The organism is Streptococcus pseudopneumoniae, from assembly GCF_038148935.1.
In the GTDB taxonomy this organism is placed as follows: Bacteria; Bacillota; Bacilli; order Lactobacillales; family Streptococcaceae; genus Streptococcus; species Streptococcus pseudopneumoniae_U.
On sequence record NZ_JBBJZX010000062.1, the window covers coordinates 1 to 11,819 of the forward strand.

At 41.7% G+C, this 11,819-nt stretch carries 12 protein-coding genes and 1 pseudogene; 7 read left to right on the forward strand and 6 right to left on the reverse strand.

Going from position 1 to position 11,819, the window contains the following annotated elements; translation table 11 throughout:
• Positions 1-14: 14 nt before the first annotated feature.
• The 5 genes from WKI42_RS07340 to galE all read right to left on the reverse strand — a co-directional run bounded on the left by WKI42_RS07340 (position 15) and on the right by galE (position 4,872).
• Positions 15-980, reverse strand: a complete 966-nt coding sequence (locus WKI42_RS07340; RefSeq protein WP_368081571.1) for a siderophore ABC transporter substrate-binding protein — start codon at positions 978-980, stop codon at positions 15-17.
• A gap of 95 nt (positions 981-1,075) precedes the next feature.
• A complete protein-coding gene (locus tag WKI42_RS07345; RefSeq protein WP_368081572.1) occupies positions 1,076-1,828 on the reverse strand; it encodes an iron ABC transporter ATP-binding protein in 753 nt (250 codons plus the stop codon).
• Positions 1,825-2,781 carry an iron chelate uptake ABC transporter family permease subunit gene (locus tag WKI42_RS07350; protein WP_050241850.1) on the reverse strand — a complete coding sequence of 319 codons (957 nt, stop codon included), beginning with the start codon at positions 2,779-2,781 and terminating at the stop codon, positions 1,825-1,827. The genes WKI42_RS07345 and WKI42_RS07350 overlap by 4 nt, the downstream gene beginning before the upstream one ends.
• Entirely contained in the window at positions 2,771-3,730 is a 960-nt protein-coding gene (locus WKI42_RS07355; protein WP_368081573.1) for an ABC transporter permease, read from the reverse strand. Before WKI42_RS07355 ends, WKI42_RS07350 begins: the two co-directional genes overlap by 11 nt.
• Positions 3,731-3,873: 143 nt before the next feature.
• Positions 3,874-4,872 (reverse strand): UDP-glucose 4-epimerase GalE, encoded by a 999-nt coding sequence (gene galE / locus WKI42_RS07360; protein WP_368081574.1) that lies wholly within the window; start codon positions 4,870-4,872, stop codon positions 3,874-3,876.
• Positions 4,873-5,169: 297 nt separating this feature from the next.
• Between galE and pepA the strand changes: the two genes are divergently transcribed.
• From pepA to WKI42_RS07390, 6 genes and pseudogenes are all read left to right on the forward strand, one after another.
• Positions 5,170-6,234: a glutamyl aminopeptidase gene (gene pepA, locus WKI42_RS07365; protein ID WP_368081575.1), complete on the forward strand. Its 1,065-nt coding sequence runs from the start codon at positions 5,170-5,172 to the stop codon at positions 6,232-6,234.
• A gap of 19 nt (positions 6,235-6,253) precedes the next feature.
• Positions 6,254-6,550 carry a bacteriocin immunity protein gene (locus WKI42_RS07370; RefSeq protein WP_368081576.1) on the forward strand — a complete coding sequence of 99 codons (297 nt, stop codon included), beginning with the start codon at positions 6,254-6,256 and terminating at the stop codon, positions 6,548-6,550.
• A gap of 576 nt (positions 6,551-7,126) precedes the next feature.
• On the forward strand, positions 7,127-7,570 hold the full coding sequence (locus tag WKI42_RS07375) for a MarR family winged helix-turn-helix transcriptional regulator (protein WP_368081577.1): 444 nt from the start codon (positions 7,127-7,129) through the stop codon (positions 7,568-7,570).
• A 34-nt stretch (positions 7,571-7,604) separates the two neighbouring features.
• Positions 7,605-7,796, forward strand: a pseudogene (locus tag WKI42_RS07380) (nuclear transport factor 2 family protein); the annotation flags it as partial.
• Positions 7,797-7,809: 13 nt separating this feature from the next.
• A complete protein-coding gene (locus WKI42_RS07385) occupies positions 7,810-8,538 on the forward strand; it encodes an ATP-binding cassette domain-containing protein (RefSeq protein ID WP_112443807.1) in 729 nt (242 codons plus the stop codon).
• The gene (locus tag WKI42_RS07390) at positions 8,531-10,051 is read left to right on the forward strand and encodes an ABC transporter permease/substrate-binding protein (protein WP_368081578.1); all 1,521 of its coding nucleotides are present in this window, start codon (positions 8,531-8,533) and stop codon (positions 10,049-10,051) included. Before WKI42_RS07385 ends, WKI42_RS07390 begins: the two co-directional genes overlap by 8 nt.
• A gap of 149 nt (positions 10,052-10,200) precedes the next feature.
• Here the strand turns inward: WKI42_RS07390 and WKI42_RS07395 are convergent, their stop codons facing one another.
• On the reverse strand, positions 10,201-10,737 hold the full coding sequence (locus tag WKI42_RS07395) for a TetR/AcrR family transcriptional regulator (RefSeq protein WP_218764309.1): 537 nt from the start codon (positions 10,735-10,737) through the stop codon (positions 10,201-10,203).
• A 132-nt stretch (positions 10,738-10,869) separates the two neighbouring features.
• On the opposite strand from WKI42_RS07395, the gene WKI42_RS07400 reads away from it, so the two are divergent.
• On the forward strand, positions 10,870-11,760 hold the full coding sequence (locus WKI42_RS07400; protein WP_218764310.1) for a cation diffusion facilitator family transporter: 891 nt from the start codon (positions 10,870-10,872) through the stop codon (positions 11,758-11,760).
• Positions 11,761-11,819: the final 59 nt, after the last annotated feature.

Genomic DNA, 11,819 nt, shown 5'->3' on the forward strand with positions numbered 1-11,819 from the left:
GAGTTTAAAGTAGCTTATTTCAAGGCTTTTTGTGCATCTTCAATCATGAGTTTGGTTGATTCAAGTCCGCCTCCGCTTAGATACCAGAGGTCTGGTGTTAATTGGATAATCTTACCATTTTTAGCAGCAGGTGTTTCAGCGATAAGGGCATTTTCTAGGACACCGTCGTTGCTAGAGTTGTCCCCACCGATGGCAAGGGTACGGTTGATGACAAAGAGGATGTCAGGATTGATTTCTTTGACACTTTCAAAGCTGACTTCTTGTCCGTGGCGAGAATCTTCAAATTGAGTATCAGTTGGCTTGAATTTCAAGGTTTGGTACAAGAAAGAGAAACGAGATTGGGCACCAAAGGCTGCCATTTTTCCCTCGTTGAGGAGGATGGCAAGGGCTTTTTTGTCAGAACTTTCATTTTTAGTTGCGACTTCTTGAATGCTCTTGTCAAGCTTGGCCAATTCTTCCTTGGCTTTCTGTGTACCTGTTTCGCTGAAGGCGCTTGCTAGGGATTCAATATTAGCCTTGGTAGAAGTCCAGTAGTCATCTTTGCCTGCTTGGAAGAGAACAGTCGGAGCGATTTCGTTGAACTTATCTACGAATTTTTGGGTACGTGGTGAAGCGATAATTAGGTCTGGTTCAAGAGCAGCAAGGGCTTCTAGGTCTGGCTCAACCATAGAACCAACATTTTTAACTTTTCCAGCTAGATCTTTTAGATAAGTCGGAACAGTTTTTGTAGGCATTCCGACGATATTCTTTTCAAAACCTAAAGCGCGAATAGTATCCGCAGCACCGAGGTCAAAGGTCACAATCTTTTCAGGGACTTTTGAAAGTGTGACTACACCTAGTGAACTTTTAATGGTTACCTCTGTTGGAGCAGAGCTACTTGACTCCGTCTTACTAGTGCTTGAGTTTGTACTACATGCACCAAGTAGGAGCAAGAAGCTGGCCGCTAGGGCAGTGAGATAAAGTTTAAGGGATGTTTTCATAATTTCTCCTTTTTAAAATGTGATAACGATTTAGGGAGTCTCTAGGTTTTATTGACTAAGAGACTGAAGGTTCTCTAACTTGAACTTCTATGTTATTAGCTATAGATACAGATCTTTTTGCCATTGATGTCAGCCAGCGTGATGGGAATCTCATAAAGTTGACTGAGCAGGTCAGCCTGCATGATTTGATCTGTTCTTCCCTTGCTAAAGACTTGACCGTCTTTGAAGGCGACAATTTCATCTGCATACTGACTGGCCATGTTGATATCGTGAAGGACGATGATAATGGTTTTCCCTAGTTCTTCCACCAGTCTCCGAAGAATCTGCATCATGCTAACGCTTTGTTTGATGTCGAGATTGTTGAGTGGTTCGTCCAGCAAGATAAAGTCTGTATCCTGGGCCAGTACCATAGCGATAAAGACTCGCTGGAGTTGTCCCCCAGACAGGCTGTCGATGTAGCGGTCTTTTAAGTTGGTTAGTTCCAGATAGTCCAGAGTTTCTCGGATTTTTTCCCAATCTTCTGGTCTCAGTCGACCTCGGCTGTAGGGAAAACGTCCAAAACTGACCAGTTCTTCCACCGTCAATTTGGCTTGGTAATTGATTTTCTGCTTTAGGATAGTCAGTTCTTGAGCCAGTTCTTGCGAATTCCAACTCTCGATTTCACGGCCTTTGATACTGAGAATTCCCTGATCTTTCTTGGTCAGTCTGCTCATGATGGAGAGGAGAGTCGATTTTCCAGCACCATTTGGACCAATAAAGGCTGTCAGTTTCTGAGGACTGACTTCAAGTGAAATGTCTTGCAAAATATCCTGTTTTTGAATGGATTTGTCAATGTTTTCCAGTTTCACTGACGCGCCCTCCTGTATAGTAAGATAAAGAATAAGAGACCACCTACGCTCTCGATGATCATGCTGATGCGAATTTCCAGCGCAAAGACTCGTTCAATCAGGGCTTGTCCCAAGGTCAAACTAATAAATCCAACCAGAATGGCTACGATAAAGAGTAACTTGTGCCGATAGTCTTTGACAATCAGGTAGGTGAGGTTAGCCAACATAAAGCCGAAGAAGGCCATAGGCCCTACCAAGGCAGTGGCCGTTGAAGTTAAAAGCACGATGCCCCAGAGGAGTTCTCTCTGTTCTTTTTCAACATCGAGTCCCAATATCTGAGCCGTTTCTCTTTGTAGGTGCAAGACATCCAGAATGACTGCTTTCCGAAAGAAAAAGATGGTCAAAGCAAGGATAATCAGAGAGCCGATGGCTAGGATGGAAGTATTGAGATGCTGAAAGGAAGCAAAGAGACTGTTCTGCAGTTTATCGTATTCGTTTGGATCCATCAGGACTTGGAGGAAGGTACTGATATTTCGAAAGAGACTTCCGAGGGCTAGACAGATCAGCAGGATGAAGACCAGATCTTGCTTCATCAGCGTCTTCAAGTAGCCTTGTAAGGCAAGAAAGAAGAGGGATTGGACAAGAAGTAAGACTAGGAATTCTAAGATAGGGGACTTACCAAGTTGAAGAAACTTGCTTTCAAAAACCAGTAGTAGGGTTTGTAGTAGGACGTAGAAGGATTCAATTCCCAAAATACTAGGTGTCAGGAAGCGATTTTCCGTCAGGGTTTGAAAACTAATGGTCGAAATCCCAGTCGCGATAGCTACCAAGAGATAAACGATGATCTTTTGGGAACGCAACTTCCAAGCAAAGGCTGACAAGTGAGTGATGGGCCAAAAGTAGAGAAGGAAAGCTCCGATGGCCAGAATAATGAGAAGACCGAAGAGTTTGGTATGTTTGCTTTTAAACTGCATCTTTTCGTCCCCCTCTCCAGAGAAGTAGGATAAAGACGACGCTACCAATGATTCCTAGTAGAAGACTGACAGACAACTCATAGGGTCGAATCAGAACTCGGGATAGGATATCGCAAGCCAGAACTAGATTGGCCCCAACCAGTGCGACCATGAGTTTGGTTTGACTCAAATTATCTCCATAGCGCTTGCGGACAAGATTGGGAACGATGACTCCGAGAAATGGCAAGCCACCCACGGTAATCATGGTGACACTAGTCGTTAGCGCAACCAGAAAGAGGGACAGTTTTTCAAGCAGGGAGTAAGAAATCCCCAAACTTTCGCTAGTTTCTTTTCCTAGATTCATGATGGTAAAGGTTTGGGATAATTTCCAAACGGCTATCAGGATAATGAGCCCTGAGAAAAGCCATTCATACTGATGAGTCTGAATCATGGAGAAGGAGCCCTGGGTCCAAGCGGTCATACTCTGAACCAGATTGAAACGATAGGCGATAACTTCTGTCACAGAGCCGAGAATCCCGCTATAGATGATCCCAATCAAGGGTAGCATCCACCTTTCCTTTACAGTAAAAATGGTCATAAAGGCTAGGAAGAAGAGAGTAAGTACGATGGATGAAACAAAAGCAAAGAGCATCTTTTGAGTCAGACTAGCCGACGGAAAGACAAAGAGGCTCAATACCATTCCTAGTTTAGCGGCTTCAGTGGTTCCAACTGTACTCGGAGCAGCAAACTGATTTTGAGTGATAGTCTGCATGAGGAGTCCTGCCATACTCATACTAGAGGCAGTAAGGAGAATGCTAATGGTTCTTGGAAGACGGGACTCTTGAAAGAGAAGCCAAGTTTCATGATCCAGTGCAAAGAGTTTTCCCCATGAAAAATCACTGGTCCCAATGCTAATAGAGAGAAAGACTAGGAGTAGAAGTAAGCCAATTAAATAATGAGAAAGTTTCATACCCCGTCCTTTCATGTAGATTTGGTATTGAAAGATACCTGCGGATATTACTGTAACACGATTTCTTTAATCTGTCAATAAATTTTCTGACAATTTAATGAATAAAACAAGGAGAGAGTACCAGGACCTTCTCCTCTGTTTTCCTATTCTAAAATGTTTTTGCCTTCTTTAACACGCCAATGATAATCCGATAAAATAATATCTTCAAGAGAGTAGCTAGCCTTCCAATCAAGATATTGTTTAGCTTTTGATGCGTCTGCTAGGACGCTAGCTGGGTCACCAGCACGGCGAGCAACAATTTCGTGTGGTATTTTTTGATTCAGTAATTCTTCAGCAGTTTTAAAGATTTCTTTGACGGTATAGCCTTTTTCAGTTCCTAAGTTAAAGATTTGAGAAGAACTGTTTTCTTGAAATAGGTAGTTCATTCCTTTAACATGAGCCTGTGCAAGATCCAAGACATGAATGTAATCTCGAATACATGAACCATCACGTGTATCGTAGTCATCTCCAAATATTTTCAGGCTATCATTTTGTCCCAATGCGGTCTTGTTGATATTTGGAATGATATGAGTTGGATTTTTCACGCGCAGACCGTTTGAAGCATCCATTTCAGCCCCAGCTACATTAAAGTAACGGAAAATGACATATTTCCAATCGTAGCGATTAGCCATCCAGTAAATCATTCGTTCGCCCATCAGTTTTGTCTCTGCATAAGGGTTGACAGGGTCGAGCAGGGTATCTTCAGTAGCTGGCTTGTCAATACAGTTATTACCATAGAGAGAAGCAGTCGAAGAGAACATGATTTTTTGAATGCCAAATTCAGATAAGACTTTGAGAACTTGGTTCATACCAGCAACGTTGGCAGTGAAGTATTTACTTGGATTTTCAATACTTTCGCTCACAACAATCTCACCTGCACAATGAAGAACAGCGTCAATCTTATTTTCTTCTAAGTAAGCCTTTAAGGTGCTAGCATCATAAACATCTAGTTGCTTAAAGCTAGCACGACTATCCACAGCCGAACGATTTCCTGTAGAGAGATTATCTAGAACATGTACCTGATAGCCAGCATTTAAAAGAGCTTTAACGGTATGGGAGCCAATGTAGCCAGCTCCACCTGTAACAAGAATTGTTTTGGTCATGATTTTTTCCTTCTCCTAGTTTTGTACTATTTTAAAGAAAGAGGGAAGGAAAGTCAACTATTTTCTGTAATTTTCATGAAAAAAACTGAACAAATATAGTATTGGATTGTTTGTTTTGTTTGGAAATAAAAATTCAAGTTAATCTTGGAATGTTTACTAGATTTTGCATCATATGCAAGAGAATACTATCCTTTTCTAAGATACAGTAAGACTAAGATACTAATTTAGAAATCCACCTTCCCGCTATCCTTCTCCTATAAAAAGTGGTAAAATGGATGAAAGAAAGAAGGAACTGAAATGACAACATTATTTTCAAAAATCAAAGAAGTAACAGAACTTGCTGCGATCTCAGGTCATGAAGCACCTGTCCGCGCTTATCTTCGTGAAAAGTTGACACCGCACGTGGATGAAGTGGTGACAGATGGCTTGGGTGGTATTTTCGGGATTAAACATTCAGAAGCTGCGGATGCGCCACGCGTCTTGGTCGCTTCTCATATGGATGAAGTTGGTTTTATGGTTAGCGAAATCAAGCCAGATGGTACCTTCCGTGTCGTAGAAATCGGTGGTTGGAACCCCATGGTAGTTAGCAGCCAACGTTTCAAACTCTTAACACGTGATGGTCGTGAAATTCCTGTGATTTCGGGTTCTATCCCTCCACATTTGACTCGTGGAAAGGGTGGACCAACTATGCCAGCTATTGCAGATATCGTCTTTGATGGCGGTTTTGCGGACAAGGCTGAGGCAGAAAGTTTTGGCATCCGTCCTGGCGATACCATCGTACCAGATAGTTCGGCAATCTTGACAGCCAATGAAAAAAATATCATTTCAAAAGCTTGGGACAACCGCTACGGTGTTCTGATGGTGAGCGAGTTGGCGGAATCTCTGTCAGGTCAAAAACTGGGAAATGAACTCTATCTTGGCTCTAACGTCCAAGAAGAAGTTGGTCTCCGTGGTGCTCATACATCTACAACCAAGTTTGACCCAGAAGTTTTCCTAGCAGTTGACTGCTCCCCAGCAGGTGATGTCTACGGTGGTCAAGGCAAGATTGGAGATGGAACCTTGATTCGTTTCTACGATCCAGGTCACTTGCTTCTCCCAGGAATGAAGGATTTCCTTTTGACAACGGCTGAAGAAGCTGGAATCAAGTACCAATACTACTGTGGTAAAGGCGGAACAGACGCTGGCGCAGCTCATCTGAAAAATGGCGGTGTTCCATCTACAACAATCGGTGTTTGCGCTCGTTATATCCATTCTCACCAAACCCTCTACGCTATGGATGACTTCTTAGAAGCGCAAGCTTTCTTGCAAGCCTTGGTGAAAAAATTGGATCGTTCAACAGTTGACTTGATTAAAAATTATTAAACTTAAGGAGGTGGTAGGGATGGTAGAACCAAACCTAGAAAGCCTTATAAAAGATCTTTACAATCATGCTCGCCATGATTTGAGTGAAGATTTAGTTGCTGCTCTCCTAGAGACTGCTAAAAAACTGCCTACTACAAATGAGCAATTGCTGGCAGTTCGTCTCTCAGGTCTGGTCAATCGTGAATTGCTCAAGAATCCCAAACATCCGGCACCTGAGTTGCTCAACTTGGCTCGCTTTATCAAAAGAGAAGAAGCCAAGTACCGAGGAACCACAGCTTCTGCGCTTATGTATGGGGAGATTTTTAAAATGCTTTGATTCCATTGTGGATCAAAGTATTTTTTGTAAGACCTATCTCGTGAACGCTCAAATAGTAGTAACAAGGAATCATGAGAAGTTAGCCGAGACCATAGTAGTGAAGAAACTTATGTAATGGAAGTGGAGAGAAGTGAGGAATCGTCAAACGGTAGGGGATGGGTTGTTTGAAGGGTACTATGAGAAAGATAGGGTAAGGTGAAATTAAATACGAACAAATTGATTTGGAAATTCAAATCGCTTTCTATCAATGTTTTCTAAGATACAGTGCCCTAGTCCAACTTCAATATACTATAAAAGAACAGATGGAAGCAATTATGATTGACTTCTATCTTTAAAATAAATGGTCTGATAGGAAAAACGTGTCCCCTCATAAAATATAGGATAGTACGGATGAAAGGCTTTTGTAGACTGGAGGACGAAGGAGTTTAGAAACTCTCGTTAAAAGTTAGTTGAACAGGAGTATGGTGATGTAAATCATTATCAAAAATTATTTCTACATCGAAATAGTTGAAAGTTGAAAGGACAAGTGTTACAATTATTTTATTCGTTTCGATATCGAAATAAATTGGAGGTGTTATGAAAGATAGTCATTTGCTAGCCCATCATATTCGCTTGTTGAATGGGCGGATTTTTCAAAAGTTACTGAGCCAAGATCCTGAGGCTCTTTATAGGGGTGAGCAGGGCAAGATTTTAGCGGTTTTATGGAATAGTGAAACTGGCTGTGCAACTGCGACAGATATTGCGCTTGCGACTGGGCTTGCGAATAATACGCTGACGACTATGATAAAAAAGCTAGAGGAACAAAAGCTTGTAACTGTTAGTCCATGTGGAAAAGATAAGCGTAAAAAGTATTTGGTTTTAATAGAGTTGGGCAAGTCCCAGAAAGAAGTGGGGCATCGTGTCAGTCAGAAATTGGATACGGTTTTTTACAAAGGCTTTTCAGAGGAAGAAATTCAGCAATTTGAAGCCTTTCAAGAAAGGATTTTGGCGAATCTGAAAGAGAAGGCAAAAGAGGATTAAAATAGATCAAATTAGCTGTTTGTAAGTAAAGGCCACTTTTGACTTTGTTTTCCAACTCTTAGGACAAGGAAACTATGTGGTTAGCTATGGTCAGACTCAGATTGATTGCCTTGCCTATGCCCAGTACGATATCTTCCGTCTAGAAAACGGGAAAATTGTGGAGCATTGGGACAATAAGGAAGTCATGCCTAAGGTAGAAGACTTGACCAATCGAGGGAAGTTTTAAATGAGGACAAAGAATGATTGAATACAAAAATGTAGCTTTACGTTACACAGAAAAAGATGTCTTGAGAGATGTCAATTTACGGATTGAGAATGGGGAATTTATGGTTTTAGTTGGTCCATCTGGCTCAGGTAAGACGACCATGATTAAGATGATTAACCGTCTCTTGGAACCGACTGATGGAAATATTTATATGGATGGCAAGCGCATCAAAGACTATGATGAGCGTGAACTTCGTCTTTCTACTGGTTATGTTTTACAGGCTATTGCTCTCTTTCCCAATCTAACGGTCGCGGAAAATATTGCCCTGATTCCTGAGATGAAGGGCTGGACTAAGGAAGAAATTGCTCAGAAAACAGAAGAGCTTTTGGCAAAGGTTGGTTTACCAGTAGCTGAGTATGGGCATCGTTTGCCTAGTGAATTATCTGGTGGAGAACAGCAACGGGTCGGTATTGTTCGTGCTATGATTGGTCAGCCTAAGATTCTCCTCATGGATGAACCTTTTTCAGCCTTGGATGCTATTTCGAGAAAACAGTTGCAGATTCTGACAAAAGAATTGCATAAAGAGTTTGGAATGACAACTATTTTTGTAACCCATGATACGGATGAAGCTCTGAAATTGGCGGACCGTATTGCTGTCTTGCAGGATGGAGAGATTCGTCAGGTGGCGAATCCCGAGACGATTTTAAAAGCTCCTGCCACAGAATTTGTAGCAGACTTGTTTGGAGGTAGTGTTCATGACTAATTTAATTGCAACTTTTCAGGATCGTTTTAGTGATTGGTTGACAGCTCTATCTCAACATTTGCAGTTGTCACTTTTGACCTTGTTGCTGGCTATCTTTATAGCGATTCCCTTGGCTGTTTATCTTCGTTATCATGAGAAATTGGCGGATTGGGTCTTGCAGCTTGCAGGGATTTTCCAGACTATCCCGTCACTGGCCTTGTTGGGGCTCTTTATCCCCTTGATGGGAATTGGAACCTTGCCAGCTTTGACAGCTCTAGTGATCTATGCGATTTTCCCGATCTTACAAAATACCATCACTGGGTTGAAGGGAATTGATCCAAGTCTGCAAGAGGCTGGAATTGCCTTTGGGATGACTAGATGGGAGCGACTCAAGAAGTTTGAAATTCCACTTGCCATGCCTGTTATGATGTCTGGGATTCGCACGGCGGCCGTTTTGATTATCGGTACGGCCACGTTGGCGGCCTTGATTGGTGCAGGGGGACTAGGTTCATTTATCCTTTTGGGAATTGACCGTAATAATGCCAGTCTGATTTTAATCGGGGCCCTTTCTTCTGCAGTGCTGGCCATTGCCTTTAACTTCCTACTAAAAATGATGGAAAAAGCAAAATTGCGGACGATTTTCTCTGGTTTTGCCTTGGTGACAATATTACTCGGTCTGTCTTACAGTCCAGCCCTTTTGGCTCAAAAAGAGAAAGAAAACTTGGTTATTGCTGGAAAATTGGGTCCAGAACCAGAAATTTTGGCCAATATGTATAAACTCCTAATTGAGGAAAATACCAGTATGACTGCAACTGTTAAACCAAATTTTGGGAAAACAAGCTTCCTCTATGAAGCTCTGAAAAAAGGCGATATTGACATCTATCCTGAATTTACGGGTACGGTGACTGAAAGTTTGCTTCAGCCATCACCTAAAGTGAGTCATGAGCCAGAGCAGGTTTATGATGTAGCGCGTGACGGTATTGCCAAACAGGATCATCTAGCCTATCTCAAACCTATGTCTTATCAAAATACCTATGCTGTAGCTGTTCCGAAGAAAATTGCTCAAGAATATGGCTTGAAGACCATTTCGGACTTGAAAAAAGTGGAAGGACAGTTAAAGGCAGGCTTTACTCTCGAATTTAATGACCGTGAAGATGGAAATAAGGGCTTGCAATCAATGTATGGTCTTAACCTCAATGTAGCGACCATGGAGCCAGCCCTTCGCTATCAGGCAATTCAGTCAGGCGATATTCAAATCACGGATGCCTATTCAACTGATGCGGAATTGGCGCGTTATGATTTGCAGGTCTTGGAAGATGACAAGCAACTCTTCCCACCTTATCAAGGAGCGCCACTCATGAAAGAAGCTTTGCTTAAGAAGCATCCTGAGTTGGAGAAAGTTCTCAATAAATTGGCTGGTAAAATTACTGAAAGCCAGATGAGCCAGCTCAACTACCAAGTCGGTGTTGAAGGCAAGTCAGCAGAACAAGTAGCCAAGGAGTTTTTACAAGAACAAGGTTTGTTGAAGAAATGATGGGGCAGAGACTTTAAGCATACTGAACTAAACTTCCTTAAACGACTAGATAAAAGAATGCTCAGACAATTTCGTCTGGGCTTTTTGATTATTGAAAAGATAAGAAACTCAGTAGCCTAGAAATAAGGCAACCGAGCTTTAATCTGTATTCAATTTTTAGGAATGAGAAGGTCTAGATAAAATTGGACAACTTCCTGTTCTGTGAAATCTTGCCCTTTTTTGAGCCACCAGGTCAATGTCTCGATAAAGTTGGATACGATTAAGTGTTGGAGGTAAGAAGTAGGCAGACTCGGGTGAGATTCTTTTAAATCATCAGCCATCACGGAATAGACATGGTGTTCTAGCTCTTTATGGAGTTGACGGAGGAAGTAGTCATTTTTGGAAAATAGCAGACTGGTGATATGGTCTTGGTTTTTCTGAAAATGCAGAAAGAGGTGGGCGAGATAGTCCACGGTAGAAACGGATTGCTCTCTTTCAAAGAGGTGATGGAAGAGGTGGCGGCAAAGCTCGTCCAGAAGAAGCTCCTTACTCTCATAGTGACAGTAAAAGGTGGATCGTCCCACATCTGCGAGATCAATGATATCCTGAACAGTAGTGGCCTCGTAGCCCTTAGCATTCAAAAGTTGTATAAAAGCTTGATAGATGGCTTTTTTGGTTTTGCTGATACGGCGGTCAATGTTAGTCATATGGACACTTGAGGCAAATTGTTCAGAACTGAATAAAGCTGACGTTTTGCTTCTATCCTTTCTTTGAGTTTTAGTGGATAATGATAATGAACAAGGTGTTCATAAATCTATTATAACAAAGGAATGAGAAATATGAAGGCAAAATATGCTGTTTGGGTGGCTTTTTTCTTAAATTTGACTTATGCCATTGTTGAGTTTATTGCAGGTGGAGTATTTGGTTCTAGCGCTGTTCTTGCTGACTCTGTGCATGACTTGGGAGATGCGATTGCAATTGGAATATCAGCTTTTCTAGAAACAATCTCTAATCGTGAAGAAGACAATCAGTACACCTTGGGCTATAAGCGGTTTAGCCTGCTAGGAGCCTTGGTAACAGCGATAATACTCATGACAGGATCTGTTCTAGTCATTTTGGAAAATGTCACGAAGATTTTGCATCCGCAACCAGTCAATGATGAGGGGATTCTCTGGTTAGGAATTATTGCGATTACTATCAATCTGTTAGCGAGTCTGGTGGTTGGTAAGGGAAAGACAAAGAATGAGTCTATTCTGAGTCTTCATTTTCTGGAAGATACGCTAGGGTGGGTAGCTGTTATCCTGATGGCGATTGTTCTTCGATTTACGGACTGGTATATCCTAGATCCTCTTTTGTCCCTTGTCATTTCTTTCTTTATTCTTTCAAAAGCCCTTCCACGTTTTTGGTCTACGCTCAAGATTTTCTTGGATGCTGTGCCAGAAGGTCTTGATATCAAGCAAGTAAAGAATGGCCTGGAGAGATTGGACAATGTGGCCAGCCTTAATCAGCTTAATCTCTGGACTATGGATGGTTTGGAAAAAAATGCCATTGTCCATATTTGTATGAAAGAAATGGGGAATATGGAAGCTTGTAAAGAATCTATTCGAATTTTCCTCAAAGATTGTGGTTTTCAAAACGTCACCATTGAGGTTGATGAAGACCTAGCAACCCACCGAGCCCATAAGCGAAAGGTGTGTGACTTGGAGCGGAATCATGAGCATCATCATTAGAAAAAAATGAAAAATACTTGGATACTATCTTATTTGGAATAGAGTAATTTCTTTATTAT

Excerpts from the sequence above, each read along its gene's own strand:
- WKI42_RS07370 (WP_368081576.1), top strand. The coding sequence starts at position 6,254 with ATGGTAGAACCAAACCTAGAAAGCCTTATAAAAGATCTTTACAATCAT.
- WKI42_RS07385 (WP_112443807.1), top strand. The coding sequence starts at position 7,810 with ATGATTGAATACAAAAATGTAGCTTTACGTTACACAGAAAAAGATGTC.
- pepA (WP_368081575.1), top strand. The coding sequence starts at position 5,170 with ATGACAACATTATTTTCAAAAATCAAAGAAGTAACAGAACTTGCTGCG.
- galE (WP_368081574.1), bottom strand. The coding sequence starts at position 4,872 with ATGACCAAAACAATTCTTGTTACAGGTGGAGCTGGCTACATTGGCTCC.
- WKI42_RS07350 (WP_050241850.1), bottom strand. The coding sequence starts at position 2,781 with ATGCAGTTTAAAAGCAAACATACCAAACTCTTCGGTCTTCTCATTATT.
- WKI42_RS07395 (WP_218764309.1), bottom strand. The coding sequence starts at position 10,737 with ATGACTAACATTGACCGCCGTATCAGCAAAACCAAAAAAGCCATCTAT.
- WKI42_RS07400 (WP_218764310.1), top strand. The coding sequence starts at position 10,870 with ATGAAGGCAAAATATGCTGTTTGGGTGGCTTTTTTCTTAAATTTGACT.
- WKI42_RS07355 (WP_368081573.1), bottom strand. The coding sequence starts at position 3,730 with ATGAAACTTTCTCATTATTTAATTGGCTTACTTCTACTCCTAGTCTTT.
- WKI42_RS07340 (WP_368081571.1), bottom strand. The coding sequence starts at position 980 with ATGAAAACATCCCTTAAACTTTATCTCACTGCCCTAGCGGCCAGCTTC.
- WKI42_RS07375 (WP_368081577.1), top strand. The coding sequence starts at position 7,127 with ATGAAAGATAGTCATTTGCTAGCCCATCATATTCGCTTGTTGAATGGG.
- WKI42_RS07390 (WP_368081578.1), top strand. The coding sequence starts at position 8,531 with ATGACTAATTTAATTGCAACTTTTCAGGATCGTTTTAGTGATTGGTTG.